The organism is Pseudorhodoplanes sp. (genome assembly GCF_059499825.1).
On record NZ_JCABZI010000002.1, the window covers coordinates 171548 to 187620 of the forward strand.

Annotated in this window: 15 protein-coding genes; 2 read left to right on the forward strand and 13 right to left on the reverse strand. The window is 62.9% G+C overall.

Features of this window, described 5'->3' with window-relative positions:
- Nucleotides 1–52: 52 nt before the first annotated feature.
- The 3 genes from AC5I5I_RS04200 to AC5I5I_RS04210 all read right to left on the reverse strand — a co-directional run bounded on the left by AC5I5I_RS04200 (nucleotide 53) and on the right by AC5I5I_RS04210 (nucleotide 3697).
- A complete protein-coding gene (locus AC5I5I_RS04200; protein ID WP_495970200.1) occupies nucleotides 53–1987 on the reverse strand; it encodes a potassium transporter Kup in 1935 nt (644 codons plus the stop codon).
- A 96-nt stretch (nucleotides 1988–2083) separates the two neighbouring features.
- The gene (locus AC5I5I_RS04205; RefSeq protein WP_495970202.1) at nucleotides 2084–2908 is read right to left on the reverse strand and encodes an OmpA/MotB family protein; all 825 of its coding nucleotides are present in this window, start codon (nucleotides 2906–2908) and stop codon (nucleotides 2084–2086) included.
- Between the two features lie 15 nt (nucleotides 2909–2923).
- Nucleotides 2924–3697: a motility protein A gene (locus AC5I5I_RS04210; RefSeq protein ID WP_495970204.1), complete on the reverse strand. Its 774-nt coding sequence runs from the start codon at nucleotides 3695–3697 to the stop codon at nucleotides 2924–2926.
- A gap of 226 nt (nucleotides 3698–3923) precedes the next feature.
- Here AC5I5I_RS04210 and AC5I5I_RS04215 point away from each other — a divergent pair, with 226 nt between their 5' ends.
- Nucleotides 3924–5420, forward strand: coding sequence for a CoA-acylating methylmalonate-semialdehyde dehydrogenase (locus AC5I5I_RS04215; RefSeq protein ID WP_495970206.1), 1497 nt, complete (start codon nucleotides 3924–3926; stop codon nucleotides 5418–5420).
- A gap of 8 nt (nucleotides 5421–5428) precedes the next feature.
- Here the strand turns inward: AC5I5I_RS04215 and AC5I5I_RS04220 are convergent, their stop codons facing one another.
- Genes AC5I5I_RS04220 through AC5I5I_RS04240 form a run of 5 tightly spaced genes read right to left on the reverse strand, consistent with a single transcriptional unit; the run spans nucleotide 5429 to nucleotide 9925 of the window.
- Nucleotides 5429–6928, reverse strand: a complete 1500-nt coding sequence (locus tag AC5I5I_RS04220) for an amidohydrolase family protein (RefSeq protein WP_495970208.1) — start codon at nucleotides 6926–6928, stop codon at nucleotides 5429–5431.
- Entirely contained in the window at nucleotides 6925–7314 is a 390-nt protein-coding gene (locus tag AC5I5I_RS04225; protein ID WP_495970210.1) for a hypothetical protein, read from the reverse strand. The genes AC5I5I_RS04220 and AC5I5I_RS04225 overlap by 4 nt, the downstream gene beginning before the upstream one ends.
- Nucleotides 7304–8104, reverse strand: a complete 801-nt coding sequence (locus AC5I5I_RS04230) for an ABC transporter ATP-binding protein (RefSeq protein ID WP_495970211.1) — start codon at nucleotides 8102–8104, stop codon at nucleotides 7304–7306. The genes AC5I5I_RS04225 and AC5I5I_RS04230 overlap by 11 nt, the downstream gene beginning before the upstream one ends.
- Complete coding sequence (locus AC5I5I_RS04235) at nucleotides 8101–8946, reverse strand: ABC transporter permease (RefSeq protein ID WP_495970213.1); 846 nt, start codon at nucleotides 8944–8946, stop codon at nucleotides 8101–8103. The genes AC5I5I_RS04230 and AC5I5I_RS04235 overlap by 4 nt, the downstream gene beginning before the upstream one ends.
- Before the next feature lie 4 nt (nucleotides 8947–8950).
- Nucleotides 8951–9925, reverse strand: coding sequence for an ABC transporter substrate-binding protein (locus tag AC5I5I_RS04240; RefSeq protein WP_495970215.1), 975 nt, complete (start codon nucleotides 9923–9925; stop codon nucleotides 8951–8953).
- Nucleotides 9926–10180: 255 nt separating this feature from the next.
- Here AC5I5I_RS04240 and AC5I5I_RS04245 point away from each other — a divergent pair, with 255 nt between their 5' ends.
- Entirely contained in the window at nucleotides 10181–10825 is a 645-nt protein-coding gene (locus tag AC5I5I_RS04245; RefSeq protein ID WP_495970217.1) for a glutathione S-transferase family protein, read from the forward strand.
- Here the strand turns inward: AC5I5I_RS04245 and AC5I5I_RS04250 are convergent, their stop codons facing one another.
- The 5 genes from AC5I5I_RS04250 to AC5I5I_RS04270 are packed head-to-tail and all read right to left on the reverse strand — an operon-like array spanning nucleotide 10826 to nucleotide 16025.
- Nucleotides 10826–11872, reverse strand: coding sequence for a TRAP transporter substrate-binding protein (locus tag AC5I5I_RS04250; protein ID WP_495970219.1), 1047 nt, complete (start codon nucleotides 11870–11872; stop codon nucleotides 10826–10828). It lies immediately after the preceding gene.
- A 31-nt stretch (nucleotides 11873–11903) separates the two neighbouring features.
- Nucleotides 11904–12365, reverse strand: a complete 462-nt coding sequence (locus AC5I5I_RS04255; RefSeq protein WP_495970221.1) for an urease accessory protein UreE — start codon at nucleotides 12363–12365, stop codon at nucleotides 11904–11906.
- 28 nt (nucleotides 12366–12393) lie between these two features.
- Nucleotides 12394–13290 (reverse strand): CDP-diacylglycerol--serine O-phosphatidyltransferase, encoded by an 897-nt coding sequence (pssA, locus tag AC5I5I_RS04260; RefSeq protein WP_495970223.1) that lies wholly within the window; start codon nucleotides 13288–13290, stop codon nucleotides 12394–12396.
- 59 nt (nucleotides 13291–13349) lie between these two features.
- Entirely contained in the window at nucleotides 13350–14048 is a 699-nt protein-coding gene (locus AC5I5I_RS04265) for a phosphatidylserine decarboxylase (RefSeq protein ID WP_495970225.1), read from the reverse strand.
- Between the two features lie 3 nt (nucleotides 14049–14051).
- Nucleotides 14052–16025: an ABCB family ABC transporter ATP-binding protein/permease gene (locus tag AC5I5I_RS04270; protein ID WP_495970227.1), complete on the reverse strand. Its 1974-nt coding sequence runs from the start codon at nucleotides 16023–16025 to the stop codon at nucleotides 14052–14054.
- Nucleotides 16026–16073 lie beyond the last annotated feature (48 nt).

Here is a 16073-nt window from a genome sequence, read left to right on the forward strand (position 1 = left end):
ATAGTCATGGAGCCGGAGAAATTTTTGCCGCGCGGGCGCGCAAGGCGCCCGTCTAGACGGTGACCTGGGTTCCGATCTCCACCACACGGCCGGTCGGGATCTGGAAGAAGTCCGTGGCGTCGCTTGCACTCCGCGCGAGGCGGATGAACAGCCGGTCCTGCCAGCCGGGCATTCCCGATTGCGGCGATGGCTTGAGAGAGCGGCGCGACAGGAAAAAGGATGTCGACATGATGTCGAAGGTCCAGCCCAGCCGCCGTGCGATCGCGAGCGCCTTCGGTACGTTCGGCTGTTCCATGAAGCCGAAATTCATCGTGACCGTACTGAAATGCTCGCTTACCTGGGTCATCGTCACCCGATCCTCCTCCGGCACGCGCGGCGTATCGGCGCTGACGATGGTGAGAATGACATTGTGCTCGTGCAGCACCTTGTTGTGCTTGAGATTGTGCATCAGCGCAGTCGGAGCAAAGGCTGGATCGCTGGTGAGGAAGACCGCGGTTCCCTGGACCACATGCGGCGGCTTTCGCTCCAGCGATTTGACCAGCGTCTCGAGCGGTATTTCCAGCTTGCGTGTCTTCTGAGCCAGCAACTGGGTGCCGCGACGCCATGTGAGCATGATGAGGACAACCGCAATACCGAACAGCACCGGCACCCAGGCACCCTCGATAAGTTTGAGGAGCGAAGCAAACAGGAAGGCCGTATCGACAACGATAAAGGGAGTCATCAAAAGCGTGACCGTCCACAGGCGCCAACGCCACAATTTCCAGATCACCACGAAGCCGAGCAACGTCGCCATCAGGCTGGTCGCGGCAACGGCAAGCACATAAGCGTGGGCGAGTTCGCTGGAGGATCGGAACATGAATACCAGCAGCAGCACACCGATCAGCAGCGTCGTGTTGACGCGCGGCATATAGATCTGGCCGTAATGGGTTGCCGATGTGTGACGGATTTCAAAGCGCGGCAGGAGGCCGAGTTGGATGGCTTGCTGAGTGATCGAATAGGCTCCGGTAATCACCGCCTGACTGGCGATGGCGGTGGCCACCGTGGCCAGAACGACCATCGGCACCAGCATGGAATCCGGAATCAATCGGTAGAACGGATCGGCAATCGCGGTCGGATCGGCGAGCACAAGGGCACCCTGCCCGAAATAGTTCAGGAGTAGCGCCGGCAGAACGAGAAATACCCATGCGGTCTGGATCGGTTTGCGTCCGAAATGACCGAGATCGGCGTACAGGGCCTCGCTGCCGGTCACGACCAGAAAGACGGCTCCAAGCGTGATCAATCCGATCATGCCGTTACTGGCGAGGAAAATCGCAGCATAATATGGATTCAGGGCATGAAGCACGCCCGGATAATCCATGATGTGCATTCCGCCGGCGATTGCGATCACGATAAACCAGATTGCGGTGATCGGTCCGAACAGCGCTGCGACACGCCCAGTGCCGCGAGACTGCACGGCGAAGAGGCAGACGAGGATAAGCACCGTCAGCGGCAGCACGAAAGGCGCGAAGGCTGGATTCCGGGTCTTCAACCCTTCGATCGCCGACATCACCGAAAGCGCCGGCGTGATCAGCGACGAACCGTAAAACATCGCCGCCCCGACGATGCCGAGCAGGAGAACCAGGGTCGTGCGGTGACCCAGCGCGCGAAATGCGAGCGCTGTCAGCGACAGCGTTCCGCCCTCTCCGTTATTGTCGGCGCGCAACAGGATTATGATGTATTTTAGCGTGACCACGACGATCAGCGACCAGACGATCATCGACAGGACACCGAGCACCAGGGTCTGCGAGGCAATGGCCTCGCCGCTGGCGGCCGTGACCGCCTCCCGAAACGCGTAAAGCGGGCTGGTTCCAATGTCGCCATAGACGACACCGACACTGCCGAGGGTCAGTTTCCAGAAATGCGATCGGCCATGCCCGTCGGAACCGCTCTCGGTCCCGGCCTCGGCCGTGACTTTCGGAGCTGACGAAGCATCAGGCGTGGTGCTCATGACCTGGCTTGGCCCCGACGGGCCACCCTGCGGCAAGGCGCGGGGCTTATCCTACAGCGCGGGCGCCTGCAATAGGGCAGCCCTCTGTACCCCGGCTCACGGCTTGAGGTTCACCGGCACAGGGGGGGCCTCGCGCATCATGGTGATGGTCACGCGGCGGTTTGCCGCCATATAGGGGTCATCCGGGAATAATGGCTGCGTGTCGGCGCGCCCAGCGACCATGAATATGTGCGATGAGGGTACGCCGGCTTCTTCCAGGATCTGGCGAATGGCGTTGGCTCGGTCGGCTGACAGGTCCCAGGGACCGTAACCCGGCCGTGCGGGCGTGCGAACCGCGGCGCTGTGGCCGGAAATCGACAGCCGATACGGCATCGCCTTGAACTGCTTGCCAAGCGTCTGGACCAGGCGCCGCGTGCGCTCATAGGGGTTCTTCGACCCCTCCGGAAACATCGAGCGGCCGTCCTGATCGACGATCTCGATATTGAGGCCGTCCTCGGTCTCCTCCATCATGATGTTCTTGGAGATTTCCGCAATCTCCGGCATGTCCTGCAATGCTTGGCGAAGCGACGCGGAGGCGAGCGCGAAGGCCGAATCCTTTTTCAGCCGGGTCTCGAAGACCTTGTCGTGATCCTTCTCGTCCGGCCCGGGCGTTGCGGATGAGTCCGCCGGATTGATCTTGGCGGCATTCTTGACCTTGGGGCGGGTCGGAAGCCCGTCGACCTCGATGATCCCCGAATAGCGGACATTCTGCTGGACGCCGAAGGCGTCGCGCATAGAGCCCGCCACAATCTGCATCTTGGCGCTGTCCTGGGTCGAGAACGCAATCAGCATGACGTAGAAGGCGACAAGAAGCGCCATCAGATCGGCAAAGGTCACGAACCAGCCGTGACCGCCATGCACTTCTCGTTTCTTTTTCGCCATGCCAGCGACCCCGGTCTAGGCCGCAGCCAGTTCTTCGCCATGATCCCGATGCTTCTCGGGCAGATAGGTCAGAAGCATTTCGCGCACCAGCGCGGGACTCTTGGAATCGCGCATCATCAGCACGCCATCAATGATCAGCGTACGATTGGTTTCCTCGTCGACGAGCTTCACATGCAGCTTGTCGGCAATCGGCAGGCAAAACAGGTTGGCGACGGTCGCGCCGTAAAAGGTCGCGAGCAGCGCCACCGCCATATACGGACCGAGCTTGGACGGATCGGTCATGTTGGCGAACATCTGCACCATGCCGATCAGAGTACCGACCATCCCGAAGGCCGGGGCGCAATCGCCGATCGAGCGGTAAACCTTGGACCCCTCGTCCAGGTGGGTCAGGAAATTGTCGCGGTCACGCTCGAGATTGTCGCGAATGAAGTCTGAATCATAGCCGTCGGCGACGTAGCGCACGCCCTTGGCCAGAAACGAGTCCGAAATCTCGACCTTTTCGAGACCCATCGGCCCCTGCTTGCGCATGATCTCCGCGAGGCCGGCAATCTCGTCGACCAGATCACGGGGGCCGACACGTCGCACGGTGAAGGCGTATTTCATCCCCATCGGCAGGCCATGGAAGATCGAAGACAGCGGAAACCGGATCAGGGTCGCAGCGAACACGCCGCCGCCGATCACGATAAAGGCGTGCATGTCCAGAAACATGCCGATCGAGCCGCCCATCAGGATGAGCGAGACAAGCACGATTGCGCCGGCGATCAATCCAAGGCCGGTTGCGATATCCATTGCGTTACCCCACGACGCATTCTGCGCCCCAAACCCGAAATGCAGGGCGAGACTAGACGCGTCGCCATTAAGGTTGGGTAAAGCCTAACGACCGGTGCCGGCCTGATTTTCAGGCACTTTGCACCGGCCTGCCCACTGCGCTATCTGAACGGCCAAGCGGCGGCCAATCCTGCCCGCCTGGCTTGGGCCGGACAAAAAACCCAAGCATTTCAATGCGGAGAACACTATGCGCGAGATCGGCCATTTCATCGGCGGGAAAACCGTCGCCGGCACGTCTGGCCGCTTTGGTGACGTCTACAATCCCAATACCGGCGAAGTACAGGCCAGGGTTGCGCTGGCCAGCCGCAGCGAGGTCGAGGCCGCGATCGCCAATGCGCAGGCCGCACAGCCAGCCTGGGCCGCGACCAACCCGCAGCGCCGCGCGCGGGTGATGTTCAAGTTTCTGGAGCTGATCGGGAAGGAGATGGATTCGCTGGCCGCGCTCCTCTCCTCCGAACACGGCAAGACGCTTCCCGATTCCAAGGGCGATATTCAGCGCGGGGTCGAGGTGGTCGAATTTGCCTGCGGCGTGCCGCATCTGCTGAAGGGCGAGTATACCGAAGGCGCCGGCCCCGGCATCGACCTCTATTCGATGCGCCAGCCGCTCGGCGTCGTCGCCGGCATCACGCCGTTCAATTTTCCGGCGATGATCCCGCTCTGGAAATGTGCGCCCGCCATCGCCTGCGGCAATGCCTTCATCCTGAAGCCGTCCGAGCGCGACCCATCCGTGCCGATGCGCATCGCCGAATTGTTCATGGAGGCCGGATTGCCGGCAGGCATCCTCAATGTCGTCAACGGCGACAAGGAAGCGGTCGACACCGTCCTGACCGATCCGCGCATCATGGCGGTCGGCTTCGTCGGCTCGACCCCGATCGCTCAATACATCTATTCAACCGGCTGCGCGCATGGAAAGCGCGTGCAATGTTTCGGCGGTGCCAAGAACCACATGGTGGTGATGCCGGACGCGGACCTCGACCAGGCGGTCGATGCGCTGATCGGTGCGGGCTACGGCTCCGCCGGCGAGCGCTGCATGGCGATTTCGGTCGCGGTGCCGGTCGGCGAAAAGACCGCCGACGCGCTGGTGAAAAAGCTGATCCCGCGGGTGGAGAGCCTGAAGGTCGGCCCGTCAAACGATCCGCAGGCCGATTACGGACCGCTGGTGACCAGGCAGGCGCTCGACCGCGTGAAGGGATATGTCGACACCGGCGTCAAGGAAGGCGCAAAGCTCCTGGTCGATGGACGCGACTTCAAGATGCAGGGCTACGAGAACGGTTATTTCATGGGCGGCTGCTTGTTCGATAACGTGACGCCGGACATGACGATCTACAAGGAGGAGATCTTCGGTCCGGTCCTGTCGATCGTGCGTGCGAAGGATTATCAGGAAGCCGTCCGGCTTCCCTCGGATCACGAATACGGAAACGGCGTCTCGATCTTCACCCGCGACGGCGACACCGCGCGCGATTTCACCGACCGGGTAAATGTGGGCATGGTCGGCGTGAATTTCGCGATTCCGGTGCCGCTCGCCTATCACACCTTTGGCGGCTGGAAGAAATCAGGCTTCGGCGATCTCAACCAGCATGGACCGGATTCGATCCGGTTCTACACCAAGACCAAGACCGTCACCTCGCGCTGGCCCTCGGGCACCAAAGAAGGCGCGGAATTCGTCATTCCGACGATGCGGTAGCCTGAACGTCAATGCTGGTGCGCGTCGCCGCACCAGCGCTGCACGTGGTAGGGCTGGCTCGCCAGTCCCACGCAATAGTCGATCACGACGGGCTCCAGCGCCCCGACGAAATCGCGCGCGCCGCGGTTGACCTCGTCGAGATGGGCGATCGCGTCCCTGGCGGTGGATGCCAGTTTTGGCATATCGACACCGATCACTTTGCCGCCGTCCACCACCATGGCAGCTCCAATCATCACCCGGTCGATGCCGGTGCCGTCCTCGCAGAACACGACGTTGAGCAGCGGGTCGTTCATCGGAATGTAGTTGATGCTGGTGAGATCGAGGAACACGATGTCGGCCTTGTAGCCAGCCTCTAACCGCCCGATCGTCTTCTCCATTCCGAGCGCCTTGGCACCGCCGATAGTTGCCGCCTCGAAAGCATCCGCGGCCGTCAGCCATTGACGCAGATCCGGGCCTTGCACGCGAGAGACGCAGGCTGCCAGCCGCATGGCCTCGAACATGTTGAGGTTGTCGGACGACAGGCAGCCATCGGTTCCGACCCCGAACGCGATACCCAGGTCTCGCATCTTGCGGGTGGCGGCAATCCCGGAGCCGAGCTTCAGGTTACTGCCGGGATTGTGCGCGACCGTGCAGCCATGGTCCGCCAGCCGGGCAAGATCGTCGTCGTCGAGCCAGATCGCGTGTGCGGCGGTGAAGTTCGGGCCGAGCAGCCCGACCTCGGCGAGGTGGCCGACCAGCGTGGTGCCGTAGCGCTTCAGGCCGACCACGGCCTGTGCCTTGGACTCGGCGACATGCATCTGCACGCCGATACCGTGGTCGCGCGCGAGGTCGCGGCAGGCCCGGATGAAGTCGTCGCTACAGTGATGCGGGATGGTCGGGCCAAGCGCGGGCCGAATCTGGTCGCGGTTCCATTTCCAGCCGTCGATGATGGTCTTGCAGGTGTCGACGCTGACGTCATAGGGCTGCATCCGCACGGCTTCGGCGCGCTCGCGCAGGTGCGGCGGGAACGCGTCCAGCAGGCCAGGAATGGCGCGATAAAAACTGGTGTCCGCCATCATCGGCGCGATCACCGCGCGCATGCCGATATCGTGATAGGCACGCGCCACTGCATCGATGCCCTCGACCGTCGGCGCCGGAATTTCCGCGGTCAGGTCGTAACAGGCGGTGCAACCCTTCCGCACCATTTCGACCGCACCGATATAGGCCGAGAGATACTTCGTATCGATCGTACGGCCGCCGCCGGTCCAGGGATAGGCATTGAGAAGGAGTTCAAGCGACCAGCGATCTGCGAGCCCCTTGCCGAGCTGTCCGGTGGCATGCGTATGCGTGTTGATCAGACCCGGCATCAGCAGCCGGTCCGACGCATCGATACGGCGGGCGTCCTCGGTCACCGGCTCTCCCGGCTTCAGCACCGCCGCAATGGTGTCGCCGTCAAGGAGAAGATCGGCATAGGCGCCGTCGAGACGGCCTGCCGTGAGCAGGCGTCCACCTGTGATCAGTTGCTTCACGCTGCGTCCGCCGTCTCGAAAATTGCCGCATCCTCGATGCGGAGCATCGATGCGGTCCCGCCTACAATCCGTAAACCGAAATCCAGCCGCCCGACGACGCGGACCGGCCGCGCCCCTTCGCGTGGCGTCATGGCGATGCCCGGCAACGCGATCACCGCAACCGGCACACCGGCGCAATCGGGGCAAAGGCCCGGTTGCTGGACCAGCGAGATGCTGCGATCGAAACCGTGCGAATGCGACAGGAAGCCCTCGACCGCAACCCGGGAGCCGCTCAGGTTCTTCGCGCCGGCCCCGTAGCCAAGCGCGTCAGTGCCAAGAGCGTCGAACAGCTCCGCAAAGGTCACCTCACGGGCATGAGGCTTGTCCGCGACGCGCTCACGCGGCATCGGTCAAGCCTCCCACCTCTTCGTTCGCGTAGGCCCGCATCACCTCATCCTCCAGCAACAGCGTCAGCCGGGTGCGGTAGTCGTTGAATGTCGCGTCGGTGATCTTGCGCGGGCGCGGCAGGTCGATCCGCACATCGTCGATAATGCGGCCGGGTCCGGCGCTCATCACCACGACACGGTCTGCGAGCAGCACGGCCTCGTCGATGTGATGGGTCACGAAAATAATGGTGGGTTTGAACTCGAGCCAGATCTCCAGCAGAAAATGCTGCATCAGCACGCGGGTCTGAAAATCCAGCGCCGCGAACGGCTCGTCCATCATGATGAAGTCGGCCTTTTCGACGAGCGCGCGTGCGATTGCCACCCGCTGCTTCATCCCGCCGGACAGCTGGAACGGCCGATGCTGCGCGAAACGCGAAAGCCGCACCCGCTCCAGCACCTGAGCGACCCGGCGCTGGCGCTCCGCCTTGGGCACATGCTTCACGGTGAGGCCGAAGCCGACATTATCCTCGACCGACAGCCATGGAAACAGCGAATGATCCTGGAACACCATCACCACGCCCGGCTCCGGTCCGGTCACGGTCTTGCCGTCGAGGGTGATGCGGCCCGACGAAAGCGGCTCAAGACCGGCTGCGAGTTCGAGTAGCGTGCTCTTGCCGCATCCGCTCGGACCGAGGATGGCGATGAATTCGCCCTGCTGGACGGTCAGGTTGATATCGCTCAGCGCGGTGACGGACAGCCCGCCCGGAGACGCCCAGACCTTGCCGACGTGATGGCAGGCGAGCGTCTTCATCGCACCGGCTCCCACCACAGGATGCGGCGCTGAATCTGCACTAGCAGCACATCGACCAGATAGCCGGTCACGCCCACCATGCACATGCCGAGCAGGATCAGGTTTGTGTTGAACATCTCCCGGCCGAGAATGATCATCATGCCGAGTCCGTTCTTCAAGCCGACCATTTCCGCCGCCAGCACCGCCATCCAGGCCGCGAAGAAGTTGATCCGCAACATGGTGAAGACCTGCGGCAGGACCGCCGGAAAAATGACCCGAGTCCAGACCTGGAATTTGGTGGCGCCGAAGCTCTTCGCGGTCTTGATCAGCTTCTGGTCGACGCTTCCGACCGCCGCCACGGTCGAGATCGTCAGGATGAAGAAGACGCCCATGAACACCACGAAGATCGCGGTCGGGTTACCGATGCCGAACAGCACGATGCCGAGCGGGATCCACGCGATCGGCGCGATGGGGGCGAGGCCGCGCACGATCGGCATCAGCATGTCGGACACCGTGCGCGAGGCCGAGATCAGAATGCCAGCACCGATCGCCGCCACGAAACCGAGGGCAAGACCGGCCAGCACCCGCAGCGCACTCGCGACAATGGCGAACGGGATGGTCATCGCCTCACGGCCGAACCCGACCTGAAAGTCGCTTTCGACCGCATAACTGAGGAAGGCGGATGGCGGCGGGAACAGCACCGCGCCGCTCCAGCCCCGTGCCGACGCCAGCTCCCAGATTGCGACCACAACGATCCACGGGGCCAGCGCCTTGGCGACGCTGATGCACCAGGGCGGCAGGATACGCGGAGCGCTGACCGGCTCCGCCGCGGACACTGCCTTGAGCGCGTCGGCGCCGCTCATGACCTCAGACCACCTTCTGAAGCAGTGTAGTATCGATGATCTTCGGCGCGGTCTTCAGGTAACCGAGCGTAACCATGTCGGCGACTGCGATTTCCATCCCCTTGTCGCCACCCTTGGTGATGTCGACCTGCGGCTTCTGCCGAGGCAAGGCCTGGGTCAGCACCTCCTTGTTGACGCGATAATATTTCCCGGCGTCGAGAATTTCGACCGCCTTCGGCATATCTGCCTTGATCGCGGCATCGGCACGCATAATTGCCTTGAGGTACTTCTGCAGCATCTCCGGCTGGCTCTGGATCACACGCGTCGTGGTATTCGTCACACAATCCGGGCCGTGCTCGCCCCACACATCGAGATTGCTGGCGAGCGCCACGCCGCCCATCTGATCGACGAGCCTGGTCGAGAACGGTTCGACATGCGTCACCGCATCGATTGCTTTTGCCTCGAAGGCCGACGCCATCGACAGCACGTCGTTGAACCAGACGATGTTGTAGTCGTCGTAGGACAGCCCGTTCTTGACAAGATTGCGGTACAGCGTGAGCTCGAAGGTGTTGAAGCGCATGGTGCCGATCTTCAGGCCCTTGCCCTTGCGGGCGGCGAGATCGGCCATGCTCGTGATGCCGGAGTCTTTCTGGGCGATCAGGAACAGTCCACCCGCCCCGCTACCGGCGATGATGCGGATCGGAGCGCCCTGCCCCGCCGCCACATAGGCATTTGTGAAGGGGTTATGGATGATGTCCATCGCGTTGCTGACGAGCGCGGTGATGGCGTCACCCGGATTCGGCATGAATTTGAGCTGGACGTTCAGGCCTTCGTCTTTGAAATAGCCTTGGGCATGCGCATAGAACAGCGGCGACATGCAGATGCCGACCAGATGCCCGACATTGACGACCGGAGCCTGTGCGCGCGCGATCAGCGGCGCACCGACGAGAGCAGAGCCCGCGACTGCGGCGGTGGTTTTCAGAAAGTCTCGGCGCTTCATGACAATCTCCCAGACCGGCAACGGCGAAAGTGCATACGAAATTGCATGCAATCCGTATGCCACGCGGCGGCAGGGAGTTTTTCGATACTACACAAACACGCACTTGCACCCTTGCCTATTCGGCAAGCAAATGCTGCCGTCCCAGCGAGCCCCTGCTAGAATGTCGCAGGTCTGCGCAATCCATCCATGGCGCGTGACTCCCGCCAGTCCCGAGCCGCCGCCGCGTCCGTCTGTCTGCCCCAACGAAGGCATGCCATGTCCGATTTCACGCTTCACTGCTTTGCCCAGTCCGGTAACGCCTACCGCGTCGCGCTGATGCTGAATTTGATTGGCGCCGACTGGAAGCCGGAATTCGTCGATTTTTTCGCGAAGGGGCTGCCACGCACACCGGAATGGCGCGCCGACGTGAACGAAATGGGCGAAGTGCCGGTACTGGATCATAACGGCAAACGGCTGACGCAATCGGGCGTAATCCTTACCTATCTCGCGGACCTGACCGGCAAGTTCAAGCCGCAGACCGAGGACGAGCGGCTCGAGGCATTGCGCTGGATCATCTTCGACAACCAGAAGCTCAACGGCTATCTCGGCCCGTATCGTTTCCTGCGCAATTTCGCCAAGCCCGCCGGAGATCCGGCAGCGATGGCCTTCCTGAAAGGGCGGATCGACAACTCGCTGCGCATTCTTGACGGAAGGCTTGCGCGCGCACCATTCGTGATCGGCGACCACCCGACCATCGCGGACATTTCACTGGTCGGATATCTTTATTACCCCGCCGAGGAATTCGGTTTCGACATCGCGGCGACCTATCCGAACATCGCTGCCTGGCTGGAGCGCATGAAGGCCCTGCCCGGCTGGGCGCATCCCTACGACCTGATGCCGGGGCACCCGATCGCGGCGTAATCAGGCCCCGCCATATTTCGCGAGCAGCGCCTTGGCGTCGGCCAGCAGTTTCTCGCCACCGATTTTTTTCGATGCCTTCAGCCAGGCGTCGGTGACCGGTTGCGTCGCCTTCTGCCAGCGCTCGGCCTCCGCCTTGTCGATCTGGGTAACGGTGTTGCCGCGCTCCCTGACCGCGTCCGCCACCACCAATGCCTGATCGTCCCACATTCTTCCGGCGGCTCGCGCGGCGGTCTGGCCGGAATTCCTGTCGATGACCGCCTTCAGATCGGCCGGCAGCGTGTCGTATCGCTGCCTGTTCATCGCCAGAATGAACGTTGCGGTGTAGAGCGCGGGCGGAGCCGAAAACTCGGCGTGAAACTTCGCGTAATCTCCGACCTTGATCGCAGGCAACACCTCCCACGGCACGATGCAGCCGTCGATCGCCTTCAGTGACAGCGCGTCCGGCACCTGCGAGACCGGCATCGCAATGCCGTTCGCGCCAAGCGCCTTCAGCGCATCGGCCGAAAGTCGCGTCGGCGCGCGCAGCCGCAGGCCCTTCATGTCCGGTAGCGTGCCGACCGGCTTAACGGTGTGGATCACACCCTGGTCGTGCGCCCATACGCAGATCGGATGCACCTCCCTGAACTCGTCGCGAAGCTGCGCCTCATACAGCGCCTGCACAGCCTGAGCATTTGCGACTGCTGACTTGTTCGCAACGAAGGGCAGTTCGAACACCTCGATCTTCGGAAACCGCGCCGGCGTTAAGCCCGGCAGCGTCCAGACGATATCGGCGACGCCGTCGCGGGCCTGATCGTAGAGCTGGGCCGCGGTGCCACCGAGATGCATGTTGGGATAGAGGTCGATCCGGATGCGGCCGCCGGAGTCCTTTTCCACCCTGCGCGCCCATGGCGTCAGGAACCGGACCTGCGCATTCGACGTCGGCGGAAGAAAATGGTGCAGCTTGAGCACGACCTGCGGCGTCTGGGCGCCGGCGAAGCGGGTCAGCGCCGGTGCGGCCAGCGCGGCACCGGCTGCGGTCAGAAATGTGCGACGGCCATAGCGAATCATGAACTCTCAGCCCATCTCAGGCGTACCGACGTCAGGCGCCGGATGCCTCGTGATGATGATCATTCGCATGGTGATCATAGGCGCCACCTTCAGGCTCGAACGGCGCTTCGATGCGCCGCATGGTCACATCCAGACTACGCAGCAAGCCTTCCGCCGAATCCGTCCGCAGAAGACGCAAATACCGCGCGTGAATTTCGACCGTAATATGGTGGTCTCCGAGCAGCCAGGCCGCGCGCGAGAGCGTCGCAAGGTCGCCGGCACGGACCTCCAGCAGCGGTTCCGTACGAGCCACGATTTCGACCGCACCGCCATCGTCTAGCAGCAGGCAATCGTCGTGACGCAAGTGAGTCCCTGCCGGAAGCGCGAGTTCGACCGCAATCCCCCGCAATCCGGTGACCGGGCCGCGCGGCGTGCGGCGCTGTTCGTGGTTCAGCAACAACGTATCGCGAATCCGCATGTCGCCGCGGGTGCCGACCGATACCGCGCGCGCCATCACGACCGCCCCATTCGAAAGCGAATGTTCAGTTCAGGCGGCTCGGCCGGTCTTCGCCATCCGATTGCGCTGCAACAGGATGAACCGGCGGGGTCGCTCCCGACGTCGTATGGGCGGCAGCATGTGCTGCCTTGGCGGCCGCCGCTTCAGCGTCCTTGCGCATGTACTGACGATAGGACATCCAGCCGAAAGGCAGCGACGCGATGTATGCAAGCGATCCGATCGTCAGCACGTACCAAGGGTAGCTGAGCAGCAAAGCCACGAACAACACCACCACCAGGAAGACCGGCAGAACCATGTTCGGCGCGACCCGGGTGCCGAGTTTCTTGCCCGACAAAACCGGAAGCGTCGATACCAGCAGGAACGCAATAGCCAGCGTGTAGATACAGGCCAGCGTGGTCAGCCGCGGCATGCCGAGAAGCGTCACGTAGATCGGCAGCAGTACAATGATGGCACCGGCCGGCGCCGGAACGCCAGTGAAGAAATTGCCGGCCCAGACCGGGCGGTTCGGATCGTCGGCCATCACGTTGAAACGCGCCAGTCGCAGGCTCATGCAGATGGCGAAGACCAACGCCGCTATCCAGCCAATGGCGCCGAGTTCGTTCAACCCCCAGAAATACAGGATGAGGCCCGGCACGACGCCGAAATTGACGAAATCGGCAAGGCTGTCGAGTTCGGCCCCGAACCGGGACTGCCCCTTGAGAAGCCGGGCCACCCGGCCGTCGACGCCGTCCAGCACCGCCGCGAAAACGATAGCGCCCAGCGCCCATTCGATCCGCCCCTCGAGCGCCAGACGGATCGCCGTGAGCCCCGCGCAGAGCGACAGGAGCGTGATCATGTTCGGCAGGAGCAGGCGGATCGGAATGGCGCGGAAGCGCCGCCGGCGCGGCTCTCGGCCCTGGGGATCGACGGGTGTGAAGACCATGAGCGGCACCCTACCAGACTATCCGGCACCCTGTCATCGCGGTGCCGCTAACGACGACCTCAGCCCACCTTGAAGTTGCGCGGGCCTTCCGAGCCCTTCAGATCGGCGAGCACGGTTTCCCCCGCAATCGCGGTCTGCCCCTCCGCCACCAGCGGACGCGCCCCCTCGGGGAGATAAACGTCAAGCCGCGACCCGAACCGGATCATGCCGAAGCGGTCGCCGACACCGATCGGCTCGCCTTCGCGCACGAAACAAAGGATACGCCGCGCCACCAGACCGGCGATCTGAACCACGCCTACCCGCCCGGAGGCGGTTGCGATGACCACCGAGTTGCGCTCGTTATCCTCGCTGGCCTTGTCGAGATCGGCATTCAGAAAGCTGCCGGCACGATACACGATCCGCTCGACGCGTCCTGCCACCGGTGCGCGGTTCACATGGCAGTCGAAGACGCTCATGAACACCGATATCCGCAGCAACGGCCGATCGCCGAGATCGAGTTCGGGCGGCGGCACGGAATTCACGACAAGGCTCACGCGCCCATCGGCCGGCGACACCACGATGCCCTCACGCACCGGCGTGACGCGCGGCGGATCACGGAAGAAATAGGCGCACCAGACCGTCAGAATGGTGCCGATCCAGCCAAGCGGCGACCACAGCCAGAACAGGATCAGACTGACCAGCGCGAAGGCGCCGATAAATGGCATCCCCTGCGGATGGATCGGCACAAGCTGCGAAGAGATCGATCGAACGACCGACATTATCTACTCCAGTGCATCCACGGGTGCGCGCGACAGCGACCCGTTGGCGGTTGCGGAAATCTCATCGTTTATCGGCGGCGGGTTACGGTTCGGCGCCACATCCTCGCCAACGGCTGCAAGCTTTTCACGCGCGGCATCGGCCTCGCGCTGACGATTCCACATGCTGGCGTAAAGACCACCATGCGCCAGCAAATGATGATGCGTGCCCCGCTCGACGATACGGCCGGCATCAAGCACGATGATTTCGTCCGAATTCACGATCGTCGAAAGCCGGTGCGCGATGACGAGCGTGCTGCGGTTCTTCGACACCCGCTCGAGCGCATCCTGAATTTCCTTCTCGGTATGGCTGTCCAGTGCCGACGTCGCCTCGTCCAGTACGAGGATGGGAGGGGCTTTCAGGATCGTCCGCGCGATGGCGACGCGTTGCTTCTCGCCGCCCGACAGTTTCAGCCCGCGCTCACCGACCTCGGTCTCATAACCCTTCGTGCTCAGACGGATGAAACCGTCAATCTGCGCAAGCCGCGCCGCTTCCTCGACCTCCGCATCGGTCGCCTCCCAGCGGCCGTAGCGGATATTGTAGCGCAGCGTGTCGTTGAACAGGACCGTATCCTGCGGGACCATGCCGATGGCAGCGCGGACCGACACCTGCGTCACGTCGCGGATATCTTGCCCGTCGATCAGGATGCGGCCACCGGTCACGTCATAGAAGCGGAACAGGAGCCGCGAAATCGTTGACTTGCCGGCACCGGACGGCCCTACGATCGCAACCGTGCGGCCTGCCGGCACGTCGAAGCTGATACCCTTCAGGATCGGCCGCGACGCCTCATAGGCGAAGCTGACATTGTCGAAGCGGATCGCGCCCTCGCGGACATGCAGCGCAGGCGCGCCGGGCTTGTCCTTGATCTCGGGATCGCGCGACAGGATGTGGAACATGGTCTCGATGTCGGTGACCGCCTGCTTGATCTCGCGATAGACCATGCCCATGAAGTTCAGCGGCTGATAGAGCTGAATCATCATGGCGTTGACCATGACGAAGTCGCCGACGGTATTGGTGCCGGCCTGGATGCCGCGTGCGCACATCACCATCACGGCGCCAAGACCCACGGTGAAGATCGCGGCTTGCCCGGCATTGAGTACGGCGAGCGATGTGTAGGTCTGAACGCTCGCCTTCTCGTAGCGCTCCATCGAGCGGTCGTAGCGCTGCGCCTCCCGCTCCTCGGCGGTGAAATATTTGACGGTCTCGTAATTCAGGAGCGAGTCGATCGCCTTGGTATTGGCTTCGGTATCGCTCTCGTTCATCCGCTTGCGGATCGCGATCCGCCACTCCGTCGCATAATAGGTGTAGACCATGTAGGCGACGACGGTCACGAGGATCACGGCGACGTATCGCCAGTCGAACTGCCAGAACAGCACGCCGACGATCAGCGCCACTTCGAGGATGGTCGGGATCAGTTGCAGGATGACCATCCGCACGATGGTCTCGATGCCGTTCCGTCCCCGCTCCAGCACCCGGGTCAGGCCGCCGGTCTTGCGCTCCAGATGGAAGCGCAAGGACAACTGGTGCATGTGCTGGAAGGTCAGGTCGGCGAGCCGTCGCACCGCATGCATCGCGACCTTGGCGAACACGCCGTCGCGCATCTGGGTCAGCACCGCCATCAGGATCCGCATGCCGCCATAGGCGACGGTCATCGCGATCGGAGCAGCCAGCACCCAGGTGAGCCAGGATGACGACGCGACCGGAGCGCTCGGACTGCCGGCCAGCGCATCGGTCGCCCATTTGAAGGTGAAGGGCACGGTAACGGTGGCCAGCTTGGCGACCAGCAAAAGCACCATCGCCCAGCCGACCCGGATTTTCAGGTCGGTCCGGTCGCCCGGCCAGATATAGGGCCAGAGTGCCAGAAGCGTCCGGAGCAGCCCCCTTTGCGCAGTGACTTGCGGCCTCGGGGCCTCGCCGGTGGGGGCGGAGATGTCGGTCATCAGCGAAAGGGGAAGCGCCTGATCGTGAGCGGGTTTACCCCACGGATA